This is a genomic window from Roseateles sp. GW821-FHT09H10 (genome assembly GCF_059415865.1).
The window spans coordinates 126,595-148,164 of sequence record NZ_JBWKOB010000009.1 but is presented as its reverse complement, the minus strand read 5'-3'; the positions used below and the strand labels follow the sequence as shown (position 1 = coordinate 148,164).

The following is a 21,570-nucleotide window of genomic DNA, read 5'->3' as shown; positions in this document are numbered from 1 at the left end:
GGCGGCGGCGGAGGCGGGGGCGGGGGCGGGGGCGGGGGCGGGGGCGGGGGCGGGGGCGGGTTGCCGCTGACGATGGTCCAGGGCTTGCCGCTGCCGGCCGGGCCGTTGTTGGTGCGCGGGTCTTCGCCGCGGGTCCACCAGTTGGCGCGGTAGGTCACGCCGGCGATGACGACGGTCTGGCCGCCGGAGTAGGCCGTGTTGGCGTCCCAGGTGCTGGCGGGCGGCATCGGGGGCGGAGGAGGAGGGGGCGGCGGAGGCGGCGGTGGGGGAGGAGGCGGGGGCGGCGGCGGCGGCGGGTTCGTGCCGTCTGCGGCGCCGATGTCCTGCCACAGGCTGGCGTTGGTCGGGTTCCAGCCGGTGCTGGCGTAGTCGGTCTGGTTGACCAGGGCCTTGTAGTTGCGGTTCTGGTAGGTGACCAGGGAGCCGGCCGCGTAATAGGTGTCGGGCTTCCAGGCCGGGTAGCTGACGGCGTGCACGCTGAGGGCGAACAGGCTGCCGGCAAGCAGGCCGACGGCGCTGCGCACGAACTTGTGCGGCAGCGGCGGTGGTTTCATGGGGGAGGACGTTCTTCGCATGATGGGTCTCGGCGGTAGGGGGACGGACCGCGCCGGGGCGCGGCCTTCGGGTCTGCGAGATCAACTGCGGCTCGCAGGGCGCCTGCGGACGGAGGCGGCCACGAGGGGCTCAACCGGCCAGCGGCGCGCAAGGTACCACTGAGATACCAGTCAATGAAAGAGGGGAATTTGCCGAGGTGGTGAACGCGTTTTCAGGGCCGCCGCGAGGCCACTGCGAGGCCCGGACAAGCGCTGTTTTTCATGGATGAGATACCAGAGGTGAGTGCGTCCCCGGCAGTTCATGCATTGGTGTGATACCAATCAAATGCCACGATGAGGTGGGCTCGCGATGGCGGCCCCGAAAGCAAAAGGGGTGACCTCCCGGTCACCCCCTAAAAGCGAAGCCTCGCCGTGGCGGATCCGCGTCAGCGGCGGAACTTGCCCGTCTGGTCGATGATGGCCAGGTCCACATAGTCCAGGCCGCTGTGGTCCTTGGCGCTGTAGCCCACCTCGATGCCGCCGACGTCGAAGCGGCCCATGTTCTCCATCGCGTCGCGCAGGCTCTGGCGCGTGGGGTTCTTGCCGGCGCGCTTCAGGCCTTCCACCAGCACCTTGGCCGACACATAGCCTTCCACGATGGTGGGTGTCAGGTCCACGCCGGCCTTCTGGGCGGCCTCGCCGGCCTCCTTGATGATGGACTTGGCGATGGAGCGCTCGTAAGGGAACACCTGGCTGACGATGACGCCGTAGCCGATGGGGCCCAGGTCCTTGATGAAGCCGGCCGAGGCGTTGTTGGACAGGGTCACCAGCTGGGCCGTCGAGCCCGCGTCCCGCACGGCCTTCATGCCTGCGATCACGGCCGTGCCCGAGCCGATGAACATCACGGCCTGCGGCTGCTTCTCCAGCAGCTTGGGCACGATGGGCGCGAAGTCTGGCTTGGCGCGGTCGTACTTCTCGTGGGCGACGGGCTTCTTGTTGGTCTTGGTCAGGCCGGCCATGGCGCCCTGCACGGCGTCGTCGCCGAAAGAGTCGTCCACCTGCACGATGGCGATGCGCTCCATGCCGATCAGGCTCAGGTGCTCGATGGCCCGCTCGGCCTCGCGCTGGTAGGTGGCGCGCACATTGAACAGCCAGGGGTGGACGGGCTTGTGCAGCACCATGGCGCCCGTCGACGGGCCCACCAGCGGCACCTTGTGCTCGTTGAGCAGCGGCATGATGGCCTGGGTGTGGGGTGTGCCGCGGTTCAGGAACAGTGAGATGACTCCCTGGTCGATCAACTGCTTGGCATTGGCCGCGGCGATCTTGGGGTCGAACTTGTCGTCCAGCGAGATCAGGTTGATCTTCTGGCCATTGACGCCGCCGGCGGCATTGACCATGTCGAAGTACATCCTGGCGCCCTTGGTCGCCTCACCCACGCTCGCCGCCACCTGGCCGGTGTGGCCGGCGGTCTGGCCGACGCTGATCTGGGCCTGCGCCGCGGTGGTGGTCACGGCGAAAGCGGTGGCCGTCAAGGCCAGGGCGAAGAGGCGTGCGGTGTGCTGCCGGAATGAGGTCGTTGTCATCGAGGGTTGTCTCCAGGCTGCCCCGTGATGCGGCAGGCTCTTGGTCACTTCGGCCTGCTCGCGGGAACGACATTCAAGCATGCGGGATGTGTCGGCAACAGGGTGGGAGCGTGTGGACTTCACGTACGGCAGAGGGCCTTGGGCGCGCAAAGGCAACGAGAAGTTTCCTGGTCGATGGCTGTGGATGTAGGGCTTGTCGAGGGAGTGGCTTGCCGCGTGAAGCCCAGCGGGGAGTTCGCCCCCGCGGGCGACCTACTTTCTTGGACGCCCAAGAAAGTAGGCAAAGAAGCCGCCCCGGTTCCGCCGCCCCTCGCGATGCGAGGGGTTCCCTGCGCTTCTCGAACCCCGAGGCCCGCGCAAAACTCCCGCCGCTACGCTCTGGTCAAACAGTTGCGCGGAGTCAGTCCACAAAGCGTGCTCCGCACGCGCCTCGGCGCCCTGCGATGCTCGGCGGCTGCAAAGGGGTGAAGCGAAACAGCCAGGAGCCGAATCAAAAAGCACGGACCGGTCTTTCGACGCAACTTTGGCGATGCCGAGGCTTGAAATTCAAGACGGTATCTGACCCCGATCCTCGGCCTCTATCCGGGAGGGCTAATAGTCTGCGAGGGCTATCTCGCCCTGGGATTGGCACCCTTTTGTCGCGTCTGTCACTTTAGGTTGTTTATACGGGGGGTAGCTGGCTGTGTGCGGCTAATCTGAAGAGTCAATCACCCATCAAGATCAGGTGCAAATTGGTGGTGCGGGCGGCGCCCATTAGTGGCCACAATGCAGTAAAGCTGAAATTCGACACGCGGGCGCCGTTTTCATTAAGCACTCTAGCATTATTTCTGCTGGCACTTGCGCCTGTCGGTGCAGTATTCGACTGGTTTGGTTCTGCGGGTGTGGTGAAAGGAGCGGTATCCGTATATTGGACGTTTGGGTTGCTCCAATGGTTTATCATGAAGTCCCGATTGCACGGGGGGAATGTAGAATACTGCGAAATCGCGAATGACATGATGGTGCGCCAGCAAGAATAACCTCGAATTCCTGCCGTTTTAAAATCGTAGTACCAGGATACATTGGTTCCGTGGGCATGCGGGATTGTCGTTGATGCATTTTGTATGTTGTGATCGGCTCCTATTATGTGGCCAATTTCATGTGAAACCGTATTGAGCGCAGCTTGGCAAATTGGATCGGCTACGGCAAATGCCAGCTCAGGATTCAATGGTCCGAGAAATGCGCGTCCGCAGATATCGTAGCTGCCCAACATTACAACTACGTCGGCGAAAAATGCGTCTCGTTTGTTGATGACGTATTGACTTAACGATGTTCGTAAAGTTCTTCCGGACAGCTCATCGAGTGCCATGTTTGAATCTCGATAGAGATTTTGATTGAAGTCTGATGGCGTCGGAATAGTGCCAACGGAACGGACTGTCATATTTACCTGGGAATTGGTAAATGACTGATTCATTGCAGCTATCGCGTTGGCGACAAAAGCGTTGACGTCTCCGGTCGACTGAGGTGAATAAACAAATAGAATATCTACAACCGGCGCGCTTGAAACTGACTGTTGAATCCCGTTCGTCTCTTTTTCGTTTGTTGCCGGGTGGGACGCTGGGTTTGACGCTTTTGCTGGCGGTGGCAAGACCACGGCATCATCAGGAGATGACCGAAGCTTGCTGACGTCAATTTGAACAAAAATATATCGACTTTTGCCAATGCTGCGAATCTCGTAAACATATCCATCGCCTAAAACAATTGAACCATACAATTGTCCGGAAGCGATTGCAAAATTTGCGTTGTCCTTCCCCCCGATCCCCGCATTGCCTCTCCATATTAGATTGCCGCCGCTGTCGAGTTCACTTTTGACCTTCTCGACGGTGATTTCGGCGCCTTCAGGAGTGGTAATGGAGAAGGATTTGGCAAGTAGAGCTTTTTCATTGATCGAAACTGCCTTTGCTATTCGCACCCTTTTGTCGGCGCGAACTAATGCAATAGCTTTGGCATGTTCTGCGCCAAGCGCACTTGACTCTTCCCGTTCGGCAACAAAATCTGCCATGCCAAACATTTTCTCGGCTTGTGCAAATGCCGATCCATGGCAGGCGATTGCCGCAACAATAATGATTCGGAGAAAAATTGATTTGAATAGCATAATATTCAATCGCTGCCTGGAGTTGTGAGAATCAGGAGTCGTATCCGATATACCAAGGTGCGACTGAATTGCCGTATGTTGGCAGTGTTGAGCATGCTGCCATTCCGGTGTAATAGAATTTTGCGTTTCCGTTCGCACGCTTGATCTGGTTCAACATAGCTGACCACATCGAACATGTGGCGGGGCTGACGCTTTGCCAAGATGAGTTTAGATTGCAGATCGTAGTGAAATCATTTCTGCCAGTATGATTGACGCTAACATTGCCGTCGGCGTAGACAATAATTGATGTGATCTTGACCACGCAGCTGTAATCTGCAAGGGCTGGCATGCTGAAACTGCAGATTGCCGCTGCAATGAGGGATGTAACTCCTGACTTACGCTTGGATGCGAACTTTTTCATTGAACTTCCTTTCCGCTTGATTGCGTCATTAGGTTTACGGGCTGACGGTATGTCATTGGCTCCGTGTGGTAAAGATATTAGGTCGAGAGCCTTTAGGGCTTTACTTTCTCGGTATTTCACTGTAGCTGTGGGGGTAATTGGTGAACGTTTGGGATGCCGCGCCGGATCGGGGTCAGGTCTCAAATCTATAGCCCGGCCTCGCTGCAACCACCCACGGCGAAGCGCTTGGCGGCTGTGCCGTACGACTACCAACCCCCCTGAAACGAGCCTCCGCTGAACCGGCGGTCCCTGCAGGATCGGAGTCAGGTCTTGAATCGATAGCCCACCTCGCCGACGCAAGGCGCGGTGGTGGGCTGTGCGACGACCAGCGCCGGCCGTCCCGGCCTCTACCTTCCCGACTCCCCGCACAATCCCCCCACGTCACCCAGCCGGACGATGAACACCCCTTCGCCCCCCACCCCACTTTCGGACGCCCTTCCGGCCTCCCCCGCCTTCCTCTCCGGCGGCGGCGAGATGGGGGCGTTGATGCGGGCGCACGACTGGGCGTCGTCACCGCTGGGCCCGCCGCCCTCCTGGCCGCAGCCCTTGCGGGCCATGGTGAGGTTGATCCTGAACACCGGCCACCCGATGTACATCTGGTGGGGCGACGAGAACGCCTGCCTCTACAACGATGCTTACCGCGAATGCATCGGCCCGGAGCGCCATCCGGGCTCGCTGGGCCGGCCAGCGCGGGAGGTGTGGGAGGAGATCTGGCCCATCATCGGCCCGCAGATCGAGCAGGTGCGCGACGGCCGCGGCGCGACGTGGAACGTGAACCACCTGGTGCCGATCACGCGGCATGGCCGGCGCGAGGACGTGTACTGGACCTACAGCTACAGCCCCATCGACGACGAGCACAGCCCGCATGGCATCGGCGGCGTGCTGGTGGTGTGCACCGAGACGACCGAGCAGGTGCTGGTCAACAAGCGCATGGCGGCGGAGCGCGACCAGCTGGGCCAGCTGTTCGAGCAGGCGCCGTCCTTCATGACGCTGCTCAGCGGCCCCAACCACCGCTACGAGATCGCCAACCCCAGCTATCTCAAGCTGGTGGGCAACCGCGACGTCGTGGGCAAGACGGTGGCTGAAGCGCTGCCGGAAGCGGTGGAGCAGGGCTACCAGACGCTGCTGGACAGCGTCTTTGCCAGCGGCGAGGCCTATATCGCCAAGGGCGCGAAGTTCAGCTACCAGGGCAGCGCTGACACGCCGGGCACGGAGCGCTTCGTGGATTTCGTCTACCAGCCGATCAAGGGTCGGGATGGCAGCGTGACGGGCATCTTCGTCGAAGGCGCTGACGTGACGGACCGCGAGATGGCCGACGCCGCATTGCGGGCCAGCGAGGCCAAGTATCGCGAGCTGGCTCGGGCGCTGGCCGAATCCAACCAGGCCAAGGACGAGTTCCTGGCCACGCTGGCGCACGAGCTGCGCAATCCGTTGGCGGCCATCCGCAATGCGCTGACGCTGCAGCGCCGCGCGCGCCACGACGAGCGCCTGCTCGAATCCAGCGGGGACATCATCGAGCGCCAGATGGCGCAGATGGTGCGCCTCATCGACGACCTGATGGACCTGTCGCGGCTGACGCGCGGCATCGTGGAGCTGAGGCGCGAGCCGCTGTCGCTGATCGGCGTAGTGCGCCAGGCCGTCGAGGCCAGCCATGCGGGCGTGGAGCAGGCCGGCCACAGCCTGGTGGCGCATCTGCCCGACCACGATTGCGTCGTGGAGGCTGACGAGGCCCGCCTCATCCAGGTGCTGTCCAACCTGATCAACAACGCCGCGAAGTTCACGCCTCACGGTGGGCACATCGAGGTCGGCCTGAAGCGCGAGGCCGGGGCGGCGGTGCTGTCCGTTCGTGACGACGGCATCGGCATCTCGCCCGACATGCTGGACCGCGTGTTCGACATGTTCGCCCAGGTGCAGCGCTCGCACGACCACGTGGGCGGCGGCCTGGGCATTGGCCTCACGCTGGTGCGGCAGCTGGTGGAGAGGCATGGTGGCAGCGTCGAGGCCCGCAGCGCCGGCGCGGGCCAGGGCAGCGAGTTCGTCGTGCAGCTGCCGCTGGCCGGGCAGGCCGTGCTGTTACCCGCGCCTGCCGCTGCGGCACAGGCCGGCTTCGAGGGCACGGGCCTGCGCGTACTGGTGGCAGACGACAACGCCGACGCGGCCGAGAGCATGTCGGAGCTGCTGGCCCTGTACGGCAACGAGGTGCGCACCGCCGTGGACGGCGCCGCAGCCTTCGAGATCGCCGCGACCTTCCGCCCCCAGGTCATGCTGGTGGACATCGCCATGCCCCTGCTGAACGGCCATGAGCTCTGCCGCAAGGTGCGCGCCGCGCCCTGGGGGCACGACGTGCTGATGATCGCGGCCAGCGGCTGGGGCCAGCAGGACGACCGCCAGCGCTCGATGGAGGCCGGCTTCGACCACCATCTCGTCAAGCCGGTGGACTACGCCGCGGTGGACGCGCTGCTGGCGGGCAGGGCCGGCCGCGCGCTGGGTTGAAGCGCTACCAGCGCGCCTGGAAGGAGTTGCCGCTGAAGCGGCTGTCGCGGGTGATGACCCCCATGTCGACGAAATCGAAGTCGGACGCCCTCAGCGTCTTGAGGTTGGAGATGGTCCCGTCCTGCCACTGCGCACTCGGCTCGCCCTGCACATAGAGGTCCGAGCCGATGTCGGCCACATAAAGCCCATAGCGCTGCATCGCCACCGCAACCGCCTTGGCCTGGGCGCTCCATGAAGCCGGCGGCGCGAAGCTGGCCTTCAGCCGCAGCACGGCACCAAAGGGCACGCCTCCCGGCGTGTCGCCACCCGCGCGATGGCGGGCGGGCCAGACATAGGCGCGGGCCATGACGCTGTCGCGCAGCGTGACGCGCAAGGCATGGCGGATGTCGCCGGCGCTGGCTTCGGAGGCCTTGGCGAGCAGCGGCAGGATGGGCAGGCCGGCGGCGTCGCCCGAGGTCCAGGTGTCGGGGCGCATGGCATTGGTCTTCATGTCCCAGGCGGCCGTGGAGTAGCTGTACCACTGGCCATTGAGCTGGTAGCTGGCATAGCTCTCCCACAGCCGGCAGCTGCCTTGCTCGACCACCAGCACATGGCGGTCGCCGCATTGGCGGGCGTCGTTGCAGGCGCCGCCCTCGGCCTTGAGCAGGTCGTCGCGCGGGAAGGGGAAGCGGCGGTTGGGCGCCGCCAGCGTGGTGCAGTCGCGCACGAGGTTGTAGCCGCCACCCACGGGCGCGGCGCAGTCGCTCTCGTCGGGCGCCCCTTCGCTGCCGGCGCGCGGGTCGCTGGGGTTGAAGGCCACCGTCGGCCAGCTGGTGGTGGCTGAGGAGGTGGTGCTGCCGTCGACCACGTTGTACGGGATGCCGTAGTAGTCGGCCGGCTGCTGCTGGTTCTCGCTGGTGCCCCAGTCGGGATGGAAGGCGCGCGTGGCGCCGATATTGGCGATCCAGGTCGCGCTGCTGGCATGCACGGGGAAGCGCTGCGCGTCGTCGATGCGCGTGTTGAACACGGCCGTGGCGGGAAAGACGTCGCAGCCGCCGATCTGCGGTGCGGCACCGGGACTCGGAGCAGGGCCAGGCGAGGGCGCTGGAGCCGGGGCGGGCGTGGGTGCCGGTGCTGGAGCGGGGGAAGGCGCGGGAGCTGGGGCTGGTGGCGGCGGAGGCGGTGTTGGGGACGGCGCCGGCACAGGTGCAGGAGCGGGCGCAGGTGACGGTGCCGGGGAATCGCCACCGCCCCCGCCGCAGGCCGTCAGGCCGAGGGAAGCGGCGAGCAGCAGCGGGCCCAGCGTGCGCTTGTTCTTGTCATGGATTTGCATCCGCCACTGATAGCGCCAAATGACCCGCCGATCTGCAATGGATGGTGACAAAGGCAGCTGGGCAGCCCGCGCCGCCGCGCCGACGCCCTACCGGCTCAGCCCATGCGCCTTCAGCCAGCGCACCAGCGTCGGGAAGTAGTCGGCGTGAAAGCCGGGTGACAGCGCCGCCTTGTGGCCGCTGTCCAGGTCGGTCGCCCACAGGCCGTGGGCGGCGTGGTCGAGGATGGTGATCTGGTGATCCCGGTTGCCAGCCTGGGCCAAGGCCTGGCGCAGCAGCGTCACGCTGCGCTCCACCGGCACGAAGGCGTCGCGGTCGCCGAAGATGGCCAGCATGGGCGCCTTGACCTGGGCATAGGACGGCAGCGGGTCGAAGTACCAGAAGGTCTGCACGCGCTTGCTGGGCAGTTCGGGCAGCTTCTCGTGGAACTCCACCAGATGGGCCCAGCGCGCGTTGGCCTTGCTGCGGGCCGCGGCCTCCAGCCAGTCGCGGCCTTCGCCGGTCTTGGCCCAGTGCATCAGGCGGCGCTCGTAGTCGACGGCCTCGGCCACCTCCTCGGCGCTCAGGCCCTCGTTGCGGGCGTTGTTCTCGACGCGGTAGATCTCCTGCTCGGCCGCGGTGACGGAGGGGCCGGACTGCGCGATGACGAAGGCGACGTCCTTGCTGCGGGCCGCGGCGATGGGCGCGACCCAGCCGCCTTGGGAATGGCCCCAGACGCCGATGCGCCTGGCATCGATGCCGGGCGTCTGCTGCAGCAGGTGTACCGCGGCGATGGCGTCATCGGCGAGATCGGCCATGCCGGTTTCGCGCGTGTCGCCCTTGGACTCGCCGATGCCGCGCTTGTCGTAGATGAGGGCGGCCAGGCCCTGGCTGACGAAGAACTCGGCCTGCTGGCGGTAGGCCTCGCGCGGCGCATCGCTCGACATGGGCGAGAGCACCACGGCCGCATGCGGGCCCTTCGTGGCCGGCAGCAACAGCGTGCCGGCCAGGCTCATGGCGCCATTGGTCCAGCGCAGTGGCCGCTCGGTGATGCTCACCCGCTCGGCCACCAGCGGCTTGGCGCCGCTTTCGGTCCAGAGCAGCCGGCCGCGCTGGCCCTGTTCGGGCAGGGGCTTGAGCGTCAGCCGCACCGGCCATGGCGATTGCAGCGAGGGCCCGGCCGTGGCCACGCCCTCGCCGCGTTCGAACAGGAAGGACCAGCGGCCCGAGCCGAATTCGATGACGGTCGGGTGCGGGAAGTCGGTGTGCGTGCCGACCGACGCCAGCCGGCCGTCGCTGAGCCGGTAGAGGCCGGGCTTGATGAGGGGCTGGGGCGCGGACACCACCTGCACCATCGACAGCCGGCAGCTCTCGGCCGCTGCGGACAGCAGGGCGGCGCCGTCACGCCTGGCGGCGCAGGCCCCGCCGCCCATGGCCGCGGGCAGCGTGAAGGCCATGCGGCTTGCATCGAGCGTGGCGCCGGGCAGGGCTTGCCATTCGCTGGCGGCATTCACGCCACCACCGGGCATCGAGAAGGCCAGGCGAGGCTGGCCGTCGACGAGTTCGCTGCGCAGCCGCCAGAAGCCGGAGCGGCCGCCGACCTCGATCAAGCCGGCCCATTCGGGGCTGGCGGGTTGATTGGGGGCCGCCCAGGCGCAGAGCGGGGCGGCCAGCAGGGACAGCAGGGCGGCGCGGAATCGGGAAGAGAACATGAAGGAGAGCCGTGGAATGTCGAGCGAAGCCGGCATGTTCCGCAGTTGGTCTCGCCCGCGCCGCCGCTTTGCGACGGATTGCGAGACCGCGACGATGGATTGCCGGGCCGCGCCCGGCTCAGCCCGCCGGGCGCGCGGCCAGGAAGCTTTCGCGCAGCACCGCGGCCGAATCCTTGCGCCAGGCGGCGAACACGGCCGAAGGCTCGATGCTTTCAGCCAGGGGCTTGAACACCGCTCCCTGCACGCCCGAGCGCTGGAAGGCCGCCGGCACGATGGACACGCCCAGGCCCTGGGACACCAGCGACACGACGGACAGCCAGTGCCGGCCCTCATGCTGCAGCCGTGGGTAGAAGCCGTGCTGGCGGCAGATCTCGACGATGCGGGCGTGATAGTCCGGCGAGCCCTTGCGGGAGAACAGGATGAAGGGCTGGTCGCTCAGCGTGGCCAGCGGGAGCTTCTTCAGCCTGGCGCCGGGGTGGCTGGCGGGCAGGCAGGCGAGGAAGGGTTCGCTGTAAAGGGGCTGCGAGGTGAGGGCGGGTGGCAGTCTGTCGGTGTGCACGAGGCCGAGATCGAGCTCCTCGCCGAGCAGGGCGTCGATCTGATCCTGAGAATTCAGTTCGACGACGACGACCTCGACCTTGGGGTGGGCGGCCTGGTAGGCCTGCAGCCAGGCGGCCAGCCCGTTGAACAGCGTGGAGCCGACAAAGCCCAGGCGCAGCCGCCCGACCTCGCCGGCCTGCACCTCGCGGGCCTGGGCGCAGGCGTCCTCGGCGCGGTCGAGCAGGGCTTGCGCGCTGGCGCGGAAGGCTTCGCCCGCCGGCGTCAGGCGCACGCCCTTGCTGTCGCGGTCGAACAGACGGGCGCCGACGCTGGCCTCCAGCTGCTGGATGGCCACCGACAGCGGCGGCTGTGAGATGGCCAGGCGCTGGGCGGCGCGGCCATAGTGCAGCTCCTCGGCCAGGGCTAGAAAGTAGCGCAGGTGGCGGAATTCCAGCGCGCGGGTTGCGGTGTCGATAGGCATTGCGAATCGTCGGAGTCGTTTCTTGAATTGGACACGAATCGGACTCGGAGGAATACTGGGCGCCATACGCGCGCGGCTTGTCGGCCGGCGAAACAACACCTCGAGGACACCACCATGGCCACCAAGGCAAGCTTCCACTGGGACGACCCGCTGCTGCTGAACGAGCAGCTGAGCGACGAAGAGCGCATGGTGCGCGACGCGGCCGCCGCCTATTGCACCGATCGCCTGCGCCCCCGTGTGCTGGAAGCCTTCCGCAACGAGCACACCGACCTGGCCATCTTCCGCGAGATGGGTGAGCTGGGCCTGCTGGGCCCCACCATCCCGACGGAATACGGCGGCGCCGGCCTGAACTATGTGTCCTACGGCCTGATCGCCCGCGAGGTGGAGCGCGTGGACTCGGGCTACCGCTCGATGATGAGCGTGCAGTCGTCCCTCGTCATGGTGCCCATCAACGAGTTCGGCAACGAAGCCACCAAGCAGAAATACCTGCCCAAGCTCGCCACCGGCGAATGGATCGGCTGCTTCGGCCTGACCGAGCCCAACCACGGCTCCGACCCCGGCTCCATGGTCACCCGCGCCCGCAAGGTCGACGGCGGCTATGAACTGACCGGCAGCAAGATGTGGATCACCAACAGCCCGGTGGCCGACGTTTTCGTCGTCTGGGCCAAGGACGACGGCGGCCAGATCCGCGGCTTCGTGCTGGAGAAGGGCTGGAAGGGCCTGAGCGCCCCGGCCATCCACGGCAAGGTGGGCCTGCGCGCCTCCATCACCGGCGAGATCGTCATGGACGGCGTGTTCTGCCCCGAGGAAAACGCCTTCCCGGATGTGCGTGGCCTGAAGGGCCCGTTCACCTGCCTGAACAGCGCCCGCTACGGCATTGCCTGGGGCGCCCTGGGTGCCGCCGAGGACTGCTGGCACACCGCCCGCCAGTACACGATGGACCGCAAGCAGTTCGGCAAGCCGCTGGCCGCCAACCAGCTGATCCAGAAGAAGCTGGCCGACATGCAGACCGAGATCACGCTGGGCCTGCAGGGCTGCCTGCGCCTGGGCCGCATGAAGGACGAGGGCACGGCGGCCGTGGAGATCACGTCCATCATGAAGCGCAACAGCTGCGGCAAGAGCCTGGACATCGCCCGCATGGCGCGCGACATGCTCGGCGGCAACGGCATCTCCGACGAATTCGGCATCGCCCGCCATCTGGTCAACCTCGAAGTGGTGAACACCTACGAGGGCACGCATGACATCCATGCGCTGATCCTGGGACGTGCGCAGACGGGTATTGCGGCATTCTGATGACTTTGTGGGATGGACCTGCCCGCAGGGCAGCTCCGTCCCCAACTGATTCAGCGTAACTAAAGACAGGGCTGCGGCCCCACGGCATGCTGCGTTCTCTTCAACGAGGAGACCGCCCATGACCACGCGCCGCAATGCCCTGCTCGCCGCCGCCACGCTGCCCGCCGCTGCCGGAACGGCTTCGGCGGCGTCCTGGCCAAGTGCCGATGAGATTGCCAAGCGTGTTGCTGAGGTGGCAGCCACCGAGACGGCCTTCGCCGCCGCCTTCGCGGCGCGCGACCTGGCCGCGTTTCGCAGCTTCCTGGCGGTGGACACGATCTGGATGGGCAAGGAAGCCCTGCATGGGCCGGACGCCGTCATGAAGGCCTGGAACGGCTATCTGACCGCCGCCAAGCCACCCTTCAATTGGGGGCCTGACCTGACCCTGGTGCTGCCCAGCGGTGACCTGGCCCGCACCAGCGGGCCCGTCAAGGACCCCGAGGGCAAGCAGGTCGGCCGCTTCCAGTCGACCTGGCGGCGCAAGGCTGCCGGCGGCTGGGAGATCGTGTTCGACTTCGGGACCTGATCAGCGCGCTTTGGTGAGCTGGATCTCGAACAGCTTCGGCCACAGCTTGCCCGTCACGAACAGCCGCTTGGTCTTGGCGTCGTAAGCGATGCCGTTGAGCACGGCATCGGGCCCGGCGCGCTGGCTGTCGGGCAGCAGGCCGCTCAGGTCGATCCAGCCCGTCACGCGGCCGGTCTTCGGGTCGATGCGGGCGATTCTGTCGGTCTGCCAGATATTGGCCAGCACCTCGCCCTCCACCCACTCCAGTTCGTTGATCTGGTCGACGGGCCGGCCGTCGGCCGTCACGCGCACGCGGCGGACTTCCTTGAAGGTCTGCGGGTCCAGGAAGCGCAGCTCGGGCGTGCCGTCGCTCATGACCAGTTCCTTGCCGCTGTGCGTCAGCCCCCAGCCCTCGCCGGGATAGCTGAACTTGCGCCAAAGCTTGAAGCTCTTGAGGTCCAGCACAAACGCGGTCTGCTCCGTCCAGGTGATGCCGATCAGGCGGTCGCCCCATTGCGAGATGCCTTCGCCGAAGACATCGGGCGGCAGTTCCACCTGCTGAACCACCTTGCCGGTTTCCAGCTCGACCTTGCGGATGCTGGAGCGGCCACGCAGGCCGGTGCCTTCGAACAGGAAGCCGTCATGGAAGAACAGGCCCTGGGTGAAGGCATTGCCGTCGTGCGGATAGCTCTTGACGACCTTGAAGCCCTGCACAGGCGTGGCGGCGAGGGCGGGTGCAGCGAGGGCGGTGGCGAGCAGCACCAGGGCCGCACGGCGCGGCAGCAGGGACGAGAAAGAAAAAGGACGCATGCCGTCAGCCTAGCCGAAGGAGCGGCGGCACAGCTGTCTGCAGCAGTTCGACGAGCTCGGCGTCCATGAAGCGATAGTCGTCCGGGATGTCCAGCACATGCAGTTCTTTACCCGCCAGTAACGCGGCGTGGTCCTGCATCAGCCGCGAGCGGTGCTTGCTCTCCATGACGAGGATGACGTCGGCCCAGGCGATGTCGGCCGGGCCGACCTGCCTGCGCGCGCTGGCGCTGGTGCCGGCCGAGCGCACGTTGAGCGCCGGATGGCGGCGAAACACCTGCTCGGCCGTCGGGCTGCGCCACTGGTTGCGGCTGCAGATGAAGAGGACGTGGAGCCTGTCCTTCATGCACCGCCGAGGGACTTGAACAGCGCTGCCTGCCTGACCCATTGCTGCAGGCGCAGCCCGATGCGGGTCTGCTCGGCGTCGAGCACCGTGCTGCGGATCTGCAGCCAGTCGGCGCGCGAGATGGCGCCGACGTCATAGCGCAGCTTGGCGAGCCGTTCGTTCTCGACGGCCTCCTTCAGCCGGCCGGCATTGGCCTGCAGCTGCTGGGCGGTGCGGTCGGCCTCGATGCGCTGGGTCTCGATGTCGGCCAGCGCCTTCTGCAGCGTGTCGCGCAAGCTGAGGGCGGCGCTGTCGAGTTCGCTGCGGGCGCCGGCGCGCTGCAGGTTCAGGCGCTGCCAGTCGATCAGCGGCACGGCGAGGTTGGCGGCGAAGGAGGCCAGGGGCTGCGACAGCCAGTCGCTCGAGCGCGTGCCGCCGGTGCTGAGGCCCGCGGAGAAGGACAGGCGCGGATAGCGTTCGGCTTCGCTGACGCGCAGCCGGGCCAGGGCCGCGTCCACGCCGAGACGGGCGCGCTGTACGTCGGGCCGCTGCGCCAGTACGTCAGCAGGCTCGGCCAGGCGCCAGCGTGGCGGGGCATCGGCGGGCAGGGCGGCCTCCGGCGAAGGGCCGGGCAGGGGCTCGTCGAGCAGCAGGGCCAGGCGCTGGCGCTGCAGCAGCCCGTCGGCGGCGAGGTCGGCCAGGCGGGTTTCGGCGGCCTGCACCGTGATGGCGATCTTGTCGAGCTCGATGGGCAGCAGCTTGCCCTCGCGCACGCGGGCGCGGGTCAGCTCCAGCGTCTCGCGGGTGATGGCGAGCTGGGCTTCGGCCAGCGGTCGCTGGGCACGCAGGGCGGCCAGGGTCCAGTAGGCCTCGGCGACCTGGCCGCGGAGAGCCAAGCGGGCGGCATCGATGTCGGTGCGCGCGGCCTCGGCCTGGGCGCGCTGGGCGGCGGTGGTCTGGGCCAGGCGATTCCAGAGGTCGAGCTCGTAGCCGACACCCAGCGACGCGCCATAGCTGCGGCTCCAGCCGGTGGCGGTCGTCACCGGGATGGAGACGCCGCCCACCTCGACATTGCGCGTGCTGCTCTGGGTTTCGACGGGCCGGCTGGCGTTGGCGGACACACCGGCACTCGGCACCCAGCGCAGCTCGCTCTGCTCGGCCAGCAGTTGCGCCTGCTTCCAGCGCTGCGCGGCCAGCGCGATGTCGCGGTTGGCCTCCAGCGCGCGAGCTTGCAGGGCGGCGAGCTGGGGGTCGAGCAGGCCGGCCCAGTCGGGCTTGACGTCGCCACCGCTCAGGCTCCAGGCCGTGGGGGCGGCGACTTGCGGTGCCTGGGCGGTGGGGCCGAGGGCGCAGCCGGTGAGCAGCAGGGCGGCGGTGAGGGCGGTCAGTTTGGATTTCATGTCTTGTTCACTCGCGCGCCAAGGCGTCCACCGGGCTCAAGGCCGCCGCACGTCGTGCCGGCAGGGTGCCGAACACCAGGCCGACGCCGCTCGACACCGCGAAGGCCACGCCCAGGGCCGCCCAGCTGATGACGACGTGCAGATGCTGCTGGGCCGCATTGACGGCCTGGGCCGCCAGCCAGCTCAGGAAGACGCCCACCAGGCCGCCCAGGCAGCACAGCACGATGGCCTCGATGAGGAACTGCAGCCTGACATCGCCCTGGCGCGCGCCGACGGCCATGCGGATGCCGATCTCGCGGGTGCGCTCGGACACCGACACCAGCATGATGTTCATGACGCCCACGCCGCCCACGAGCAGCGAGATGGCCGCGACGCCGGCGAACAAGGCCGCCATCGCGCTGGTCACGCTCTGGAACTTGCGGAACTCCTCCTCGCCGTTCCAGGTGCCGAAGTCCTCGCGGCCATGCAGGGCCTTGAGGCGGTGGATGATCTGCTCGCGCACCTGCTGGGGTGGCACGCTCAGGTCCAGCAGCACGTCGAAGTTGTCGACGTCGGGACGGGCATCGAGCTTGCGCGAGAAGGTGGTGTGGGGCAGGTAGAGCTGGCCCAGCCAGCTGCCGAAGCTGAAGGCGCCGCCCTCTGGCGCGACGACGCCGACGACGGTGAAGGGCAGGGCGGCCGTGGGCGGTGGCGCGGCCGGCGCCCCCGGCATCGGTGCGGCCTGGGCCTCGGGCGGCGGGCCGCCCATGGGGTTCACGAACACCAGCTTGCCGATGGGCGACTCACCCTTCTTGAACAGTGCGTCACGCGACTTCTCATCCAGCACGACGACCTGGCTGCGCGACTCGAAGTCCATCGCGTTCAGGTAGCGGCCCTGCACGAGCTTGAGCTTGCGTGCCTTCAGCGTGGCGGCGTCGCCGCCGATGGCTTCCAGCATGGCGTCGCGCGACTGGTGGCGGGCGGTCAGCTGCATCTGGCGGTTCAGCGTGACGCCCTTGACGCCGGGCAGGGCGCGCAGCGAATCGATCTCGTGCGGCCGGAAGGGCTGGGGCACGGCGCCCGGGGGCAGGCCGGGGTTGCCGCGCCAGACCGGGATGCGGCCGGAGATCAGGCTGGAGAGGTCGGTCTCGATGGAGTCGCGGGCGGCCGTGGTCAGCGCGACGATGCTGACGACGGAGGCGATGCCGATGCTGATGCCGAGCATGGACAGGGCCGTGCGCAGGCGGTTGCCCTTCAGCGCCAGCAGGGCGGTGGCGACGGCTTCGCGCCATTGCACCTGCAGGCGGCGCAGCCTGCCGCCTTCCTTCACCGGCGGTGCGTCGCTGGGCAGTTCGGCGGGCGGCCGGTGGCCGGCCGGCGTGCCGTTGTCGGCGACGATCTTGCCGTCCTTCAGCTCGATGACGCGGCGCGCATGGGCGGCGACGGCGGCATCGTGGGTGACCAGGATGATGGTGTGGCCGCGCTGGTTCAGCTCTTCCAGCAGGCGCAGCATCTCGGCGCCCGAGGCCGAGTCCAGCGCGCCGGTGGGCTCGTCGGCCAGGATGATCTGGCCGCCGTTCATCAGCGCGCGGGCAATCGACACGCGCTGCTGCTGGCCGCCCGACAGCTCGTTGGGCCGGTGGTGCAGGCGGTCGCCCAGGCCCAGGCGCTCCAGCAGCGCGCGGGCACGCTCGCCGCGCGGTCCGGTGCCCACGCCCGCATAGACGGCGGGCAGCGCGGCGTTGGCTCGCGCGTCCAGATGGGGCAGCAGGTGGTAGCGCTGGAAGATGAAGCCGAAGCGTTCGCGGCGCAGGGCGGCGAGTTCGTCGGCACCCAGGGTGCTGGCATCGTGGCCGTCGATGACGAAGCTGCCGCTGGTGGGGTTGTCCAGGCAGCCCAGCACATTCATCAGCGTGCTCTTGCCCGAACCCGACTGGCCCATGATGGCGACGAACTCGCCGGCCTCGATATTGAGGCTGACGCCGTCGAGGGCGGGGACGTCGATTTCGCCGAGCTGGTAGTGGCGGGCGACGTCTTTGAGTTCGATCAGAGGCATGGGGTGGCCTCCGGTGGGGGTGGGTTGTCGGCCAGGCCCAGCGGGGAGTTCGCCCCCGCGGGCGAGTCACTTTCTTGGGCGCCCAAGAAAGTAACCAAAGAAGCCACCCCCGATCCGCCCACCCCTCGCAAAGCGAGGGGTCCCCTGCGATGCTCGAGCCTTGAGCCCGCGCGACGAACTCGCGCCGCTACGCTCTGCTCAAACAGGCGTCGCGAGTCAGTTGTTGAGGCGAGCTGCGCTCGCGGGCTCAAGGCCCTGCGCTTCTCGGCGGGCTCAGAGGGGGGAAGAGAAATACATCCACCGAACGGCTGGTGGGTTTGGCTGTTGGCTGCTCGGCTGTTGGGGTGCTCCCCTTTTAAACCGCCGAGAAGCGCAGGAGACCGAGGCGCGCGCTTGCGCGCTTCAAGAACTGACTCCGCGCAACTGTTTGACCAGAGCGTAGCGGCGGGAGTTTTGCGCGGGCCTCGGTCTTCGAGCATCGCAGGGCACCCGGCTTGGCCGGGCGGTTTTTCAGGGGCGGTTTCTTTGCTTACTTTCTTGGGCGCCCAAGAAAGTGAGTCGGCCGCCGGGACGAAATCCCGGCTGGGCTTGGGCACAAAGCCGAAGCCAGGAGAAAGCCCCTTCATCAGCTGCTCGCTGCGCTGGCCGCGGACGCCGCCGCATCCGCCGCACTCGGCGGTGCCAGCAGCACCTTCTCGCCGGCCTTCAGGCCGTCCAGCACCTGCACCTTGGCACCATCCTGCAGGCCGACCTTGACCTGGCGCGGCGTCTGCTTGTTGGCGGCGTCCAGCGCCGTCACCGTGTAGCGGCCGTCCTTGCCGCGCTCGCCCAGGGCGACGACGGGCATGGCCAGCACCTGCTTGGCCGAGCCGGTCTCGATATCGACCTGCACCGTCATGTCGCTGAACAGCGTCCGCTCGCGGTTGTCGACCTCGAAGAGCACGTTGTAGAAGACGGCATTGCCGGCGCGTTCCGGCACGGGCTGGATGACGCGCACCTTGCCTTCGTAGCGCTTGCCTTCGCCCGACAGCGTGGAGAAGCGCGCCACCTGGCCGACCTTGATGGCCTGGATGTCGGCCTCGGGCACCTTGGTGCGCACGGTGATGGTGTCGAGATCGGCCAGGGTCAGGATGACGGGCGTGATCTGCACCGAGATCAGCGTCTGGCCCACCTGCACCGGCAGGTTGACGACGGTGCCGTTCATGGGCGCCGTGATGCGGGTGTAGGAGAGGTTGACCTTGCGCTTGTCCAGCTCGGCCTGCAGGCGCGTGAGATTCGCGGCCTGGCCGCGCAGGTCGGCTTCGATCTTGGCGAGTTCGATCTCGGCCTTCTCGGCCTCATTGCCCGAGGTGGCCTGGCCAGCCAGCAGGCGCTGCTGGCGCTTGAGTTCGCGGCGGGCGGCGTCGGCGTCGACCTTGCGGCTGTCGATGGAGGCGCTGGCCTGGGCCACGGCGGCTTCGGCTTGCGCCACGTCGCTGCGCGCCAGCTCGGGATCGAGGCTGACGAGCAGGTCGCCCTTCTTGACCTGCTGGCCCAGCTCGATGTGGAGGGTCTGCACCTGGCCGCTGACCTGGGCGCCGACGTCGACCTTGGTCTTGGCCTGCAGCACGCCGGCCGCCTGCACGGCCTGGGTGATGTCGGCGAGGGCGACAACGCCGCTGGGCGGCGCGGGGGGCGCGGGCGGCGTGCGGGTGAACCACCAGGTGGCGCCGCCGATGGCGAGCACGGCGACAACGGCCAGGCGCACGCGCCAGCGCTTCACAAACGAATCCTTCTTCATGCCCCTCCCAGGACCACAGGCCTTGCTGGCCCTCTGCCAAACGCGGCGCTAGCGTATCAGTCGAACGGCGCCAGCCCGGGCGCCTCAAGCATCGTGGTGAATGTTGCCCGCGCTGGCGGAAGTCACGGGGTCAGGGCTTGCGCTTCAGCGGCTGTGCGACGTCAGCCGCGCCAGCGGCGAGGCCATGCTGACGCCCGGTGCCGCCGTGGCGGCCCCGCGCACCGGCTTGGCGTCGTCGTCCTCGGCGCCGGCCGTCAGCGCGGCGATGCTGTCGGGGTTGCGGCGCATGGCCACGCCGACGGCCAGGATGTCGATGACCAGCAGGTGCAGGATGCGGCTGACCATGGGCAGGTGGGTGGCGATGTCCTCGATGTGGTCGACGATCAGCGTCACGTCGGCCTTCTTGGCCAGCGGGCTCTGGCTGGCCGTGATGGCCACGACCTTGGCGCCGCGCTCCTGGGCCTTCTCGACGACGGAGATCAGCTCGGGCAGGCGGCCGCCGCTGCTGATGACGACGGCCACGTCGCCCTCGCGCAGCACGTCGGCGGCGAGCAGCTGCAGTCGCGGGTCGGTGTAGGCGCCGCAGGGCATGCCGAAGCGCAGGAACTTGAACTGCGCGTCCTGCGCGACGACGCCGTAATGGCCCAGCGCGAAGAACTCGATGCGGCTGGCGGCCAGCAGCATGTCGATGGCGCGGTCGATGGTGTCGCGGTTCAGGTGGCTGCGCACCTGCAGGATGGCGCTGGCCGTGTTGCCCAGCACCTTGGCGCCCAGCTCCAGCATGGAGTCGTTCGTGTTGACCTGGGTGTGGGTGACCGGCACGGTGCCGGTCAGGCCCGAGGCCAGGCGCAGCTTGAAGTCGGACAGGCCCTCGCAGCCGAGCGACCGGCAGAAGCGGATGACGGTGGGCTGGCTGACGCCCGCGGCGCGGGCGATCTCGGCGATGGGGTCGTTCAGCACCGAGCGCGGCTGGGCCAGCACCAGGTCGGCCACGCGCAGCTCGGCCGGCGACAGCTCGCTGCGGGCGCGGCGGATCTGGCCGAGGATGGCCGAGCCGGGCGAGGCCTGCAGGTTGCGCAGCTGGTTCTCGAGAATGGCCGAGGCGCCCTTGAAGGTGGCGTGCTCGGCGGTGATGACGAAGGTCGGGATGGCTGCCACATAGTCGTGGAAGCGGCCCTTGTCCTCGAAGCGGGCGCGAAAAGGGCTGCGGTCGAAATACTCGCCCAGGCGCGGCACGATGCCGCCGCCGATATAGATGCCGCCCAGCGAACCGAGCGTCACGGCCAGGTTGGCGGCGGCCGTGCCGAGCAGGCCGCAGAAGACCTCCAGCGTCTCCAGGCAGAGCTTGTCGCCGTCCTCCAGAGCGCTCTGGGTGATGGCCGGTGCGAGCAGCGGCTCAACGTCGGCCACGCCGTTGCGGTCGGCCAGGGCCTTGTAGATCAGCTCCAGGCCGGGGCCGGAGATCAGGCGCTCGTAGGAGACATGGTCCAGCGTCTTCCAGGCGAACTTCAGGATGTCCATCTCGCGCTCGTCGCGCGGGCCGAAATTGACGTGGCCGCCCTCGGTGCCGAGAGCAATCCAGCCCTCGCCGGCCGGGATGAGGCCCGAGACACCCAGGCCGGTGCCGGCGCCGAGCAGGCCGATGACGCTCGGCCGGCGCGCCTGGCCGCCGCCGACCTGGTGCACGTCCACCTCGGCCAGGCGGGGCAGGGCCATGGCCAGGGCGGTGAAGTCGTTGACGACGACCAGGGTGTCCAGGCTCAGGCGCTGGCGCATCTCGTCGATGGAGAACTGCCAGTGGTAGTTGGTCATGCGCACCCGGTCGCCCTCCACCGGGTTGGCGATGGCGATGGCGGCATGGGCGATCTGCTGAGGGCCGCCCATGTCCTGCCAGCTCAGGCCCTGCAGATAGGCGCGCACGGCGGCGTGGAAATCGGCGTGGTCGGCGCAGCGCAGGGACGCCATCTGCGTGAATTCGCCCGGGCCGATTTCCAGCGCGAAGCGGGCATAGGTGCCGCCAATATCGGCAAGCAGGCGGGGGCTGTCGAAACGGGGCATGGGCGCTGAAGCGATCCTGAAGGAAAGACGGGCGATTATCAGCAGGCGCGCGGGCGGCCCGCCGGTGGCGCCTCGGGAGGGGATTCTGATACTCGGGCTGCCAGGGGTTGTAGCTTCACTACAGCCC

The 21,570-nt window shown here is 67.5% G+C and carries 15 protein-coding genes; 3 read left to right on the top strand and 12 right to left on the bottom strand.

The annotated features are described in order from the left end of the window. The 3 genes from AC07OY_RS28900 to AC07OY_RS28890 all read right to left on the bottom strand — a co-directional run. On the bottom strand, nucleotides 1-554 hold a 554-nt coding region (locus AC07OY_RS28900; RefSeq protein WP_495046066.1), incomplete at its 3' end, for a carbohydrate-binding protein. A gap of 425 nt (nucleotides 555-979) precedes the next feature. Further along, a complete protein-coding gene (locus tag AC07OY_RS28895) occupies nucleotides 980-2,116 on the bottom strand; it encodes an ABC transporter substrate-binding protein (RefSeq protein ID WP_495046065.1) in 1,137 nt (378 codons plus the stop codon). Nucleotides 2,117-2,819: 703 nt separating this feature from the next. Continuing rightward, nucleotides 2,820-4,385, bottom strand: coding sequence for a M12 family metallo-peptidase (locus AC07OY_RS28890; RefSeq protein WP_495046063.1), 1,566 nt, complete (start codon nucleotides 4,383-4,385; stop codon nucleotides 2,820-2,822). Between the two features lie 856 nt (nucleotides 4,386-5,241). On the opposite strand from AC07OY_RS28890, the gene AC07OY_RS28885 reads away from it, so the two are divergent. Then, nucleotides 5,242-7,179: a hybrid sensor histidine kinase/response regulator gene (locus AC07OY_RS28885; protein WP_495046062.1), complete on the top strand. Its 1,938-nt coding sequence runs from the start codon at nucleotides 5,242-5,244 to the stop codon at nucleotides 7,177-7,179. Between the two features lie 4 nt (nucleotides 7,180-7,183). On the opposite strand, the gene AC07OY_RS28880 is transcribed toward AC07OY_RS28885, so the two are convergent. The 3 genes from AC07OY_RS28880 to AC07OY_RS28870 form a co-directional block, all read right to left on the bottom strand. Beyond that, nucleotides 7,184-8,185, bottom strand: coding sequence for a hypothetical protein (locus tag AC07OY_RS28880; RefSeq protein ID WP_495046061.1), 1,002 nt, complete (start codon nucleotides 8,183-8,185; stop codon nucleotides 7,184-7,186). 393 nt (nucleotides 8,186-8,578) lie between these two features. Beyond that, on the bottom strand, nucleotides 8,579-10,180 hold the full coding sequence (locus tag AC07OY_RS28875; RefSeq protein WP_495046060.1) for an alpha/beta hydrolase family protein: 1,602 nt from the start codon (nucleotides 10,178-10,180) through the stop codon (nucleotides 8,579-8,581). Nucleotides 10,181-10,298: 118 nt separating this feature from the next. Next, nucleotides 10,299-11,201 (bottom strand): LysR family transcriptional regulator, encoded by a 903-nt coding sequence (locus tag AC07OY_RS28870; RefSeq protein ID WP_495046059.1) that lies wholly within the window; start codon nucleotides 11,199-11,201, stop codon nucleotides 10,299-10,301. 114 nt (nucleotides 11,202-11,315) lie between these two features. Here AC07OY_RS28870 and AC07OY_RS28865 point away from each other — a divergent pair, with 114 nt between their 5' ends. Together AC07OY_RS28865 and AC07OY_RS28860 are read left to right on the top strand one after the other, a co-directional pair. Continuing rightward, a complete protein-coding gene (locus AC07OY_RS28865) occupies nucleotides 11,316-12,494 on the top strand; it encodes an acyl-CoA dehydrogenase (protein ID WP_495046058.1) in 1,179 nt (392 codons plus the stop codon). A gap of 118 nt (nucleotides 12,495-12,612) precedes the next feature. Further along, on the top strand, nucleotides 12,613-13,059 hold the full coding sequence (locus AC07OY_RS28860) for a DUF4440 domain-containing protein (RefSeq protein ID WP_495046057.1): 447 nt from the start codon (nucleotides 12,613-12,615) through the stop codon (nucleotides 13,057-13,059). Here the strand turns inward: AC07OY_RS28860 and AC07OY_RS28855 are convergent, their stop codons facing one another. The 6 genes from AC07OY_RS28855 to AC07OY_RS28830 form a co-directional block, all read right to left on the bottom strand. Continuing rightward, nucleotides 13,060-13,848, bottom strand: a complete 789-nt coding sequence (locus AC07OY_RS28855) for a glutaminyl-peptide cyclotransferase (RefSeq protein ID WP_495046056.1) — start codon at nucleotides 13,846-13,848, stop codon at nucleotides 13,060-13,062. A gap of 4 nt (nucleotides 13,849-13,852) precedes the next feature. Next, the gene (locus AC07OY_RS28850) at nucleotides 13,853-14,191 is read right to left on the bottom strand and encodes a low molecular weight protein tyrosine phosphatase family protein (protein ID WP_495046055.1); all 339 of its coding nucleotides are present in this window, start codon (nucleotides 14,189-14,191) and stop codon (nucleotides 13,853-13,855) included. Continuing rightward, nucleotides 14,188-15,570 (bottom strand): TolC family protein, encoded by a 1,383-nt coding sequence (locus tag AC07OY_RS28845; protein ID WP_495046054.1) that lies wholly within the window; start codon nucleotides 15,568-15,570, stop codon nucleotides 14,188-14,190. The genes AC07OY_RS28850 and AC07OY_RS28845 overlap by 4 nt, the downstream gene beginning before the upstream one ends. Before the next feature lie 7 nt (nucleotides 15,571-15,577). Continuing rightward, nucleotides 15,578-17,605 (bottom strand): ATP-binding cassette domain-containing protein, encoded by a 2,028-nt coding sequence (locus AC07OY_RS28840; protein WP_495046053.1) that lies wholly within the window; start codon nucleotides 17,603-17,605, stop codon nucleotides 15,578-15,580. 625 nt (nucleotides 17,606-18,230) lie between these two features. After that, the gene (locus AC07OY_RS28835; protein ID WP_495046052.1) at nucleotides 18,231-19,385 is read right to left on the bottom strand and encodes an efflux RND transporter periplasmic adaptor subunit; all 1,155 of its coding nucleotides are present in this window, start codon (nucleotides 19,383-19,385) and stop codon (nucleotides 18,231-18,233) included. Between the two features lie 144 nt (nucleotides 19,386-19,529). Beyond that, complete coding sequence (locus AC07OY_RS28830; RefSeq protein WP_495046051.1) at nucleotides 19,530-21,443, bottom strand: glucokinase; 1,914 nt, start codon at nucleotides 21,441-21,443, stop codon at nucleotides 19,530-19,532. Nucleotides 21,444-21,570 lie beyond the last annotated feature (127 nt).

Bases quoted from the DNA above. Each gene is read 5' to 3' on its own strand.
- AC07OY_RS28895 (WP_495046065.1), bottom strand. From the start codon at position 2,116: ATGACAACGACCTCATTCCGGCAGCACACCGCACGCCTCTTCGCCCTG.
- AC07OY_RS28885 (WP_495046062.1), top strand. From the start codon at position 5,242: ATGGTGAGGTTGATCCTGAACACCGGCCACCCGATGTACATCTGGTGG.
- AC07OY_RS28875 (WP_495046060.1), bottom strand. From the start codon at position 10,180: ATGTTCTCTTCCCGATTCCGCGCCGCCCTGCTGTCCCTGCTGGCCGCC.
- AC07OY_RS28870 (WP_495046059.1), bottom strand. From the start codon at position 11,201: ATGCCTATCGACACCGCAACCCGCGCGCTGGAATTCCGCCACCTGCGC.
- AC07OY_RS28865 (WP_495046058.1), top strand. From the start codon at position 11,316: ATGGCCACCAAGGCAAGCTTCCACTGGGACGACCCGCTGCTGCTGAAC.
- AC07OY_RS28860 (WP_495046057.1), top strand. From the start codon at position 12,613: ATGACCACGCGCCGCAATGCCCTGCTCGCCGCCGCCACGCTGCCCGCC.
- AC07OY_RS28855 (WP_495046056.1), bottom strand. From the start codon at position 13,848: ATGCGTCCTTTTTCTTTCTCGTCCCTGCTGCCGCGCCGTGCGGCCCTG.
- AC07OY_RS28850 (WP_495046055.1), bottom strand. From the start codon at position 14,191: ATGAAGGACAGGCTCCACGTCCTCTTCATCTGCAGCCGCAACCAGTGG.
- AC07OY_RS28845 (WP_495046054.1), bottom strand. From the start codon at position 15,570: ATGAAATCCAAACTGACCGCCCTCACCGCCGCCCTGCTGCTCACCGGC.
- AC07OY_RS28840 (WP_495046053.1), bottom strand. From the start codon at position 17,605: ATGCCTCTGATCGAACTCAAAGACGTCGCCCGCCACTACCAGCTCGGC.
- AC07OY_RS28835 (WP_495046052.1), bottom strand. From the start codon at position 19,385: ATGAAGAAGGATTCGTTTGTGAAGCGCTGGCGCGTGCGCCTGGCCGTT.
- AC07OY_RS28830 (WP_495046051.1), bottom strand. From the start codon at position 21,443: ATGCCCCGTTTCGACAGCCCCCGCCTGCTTGCCGATATTGGCGGCACC.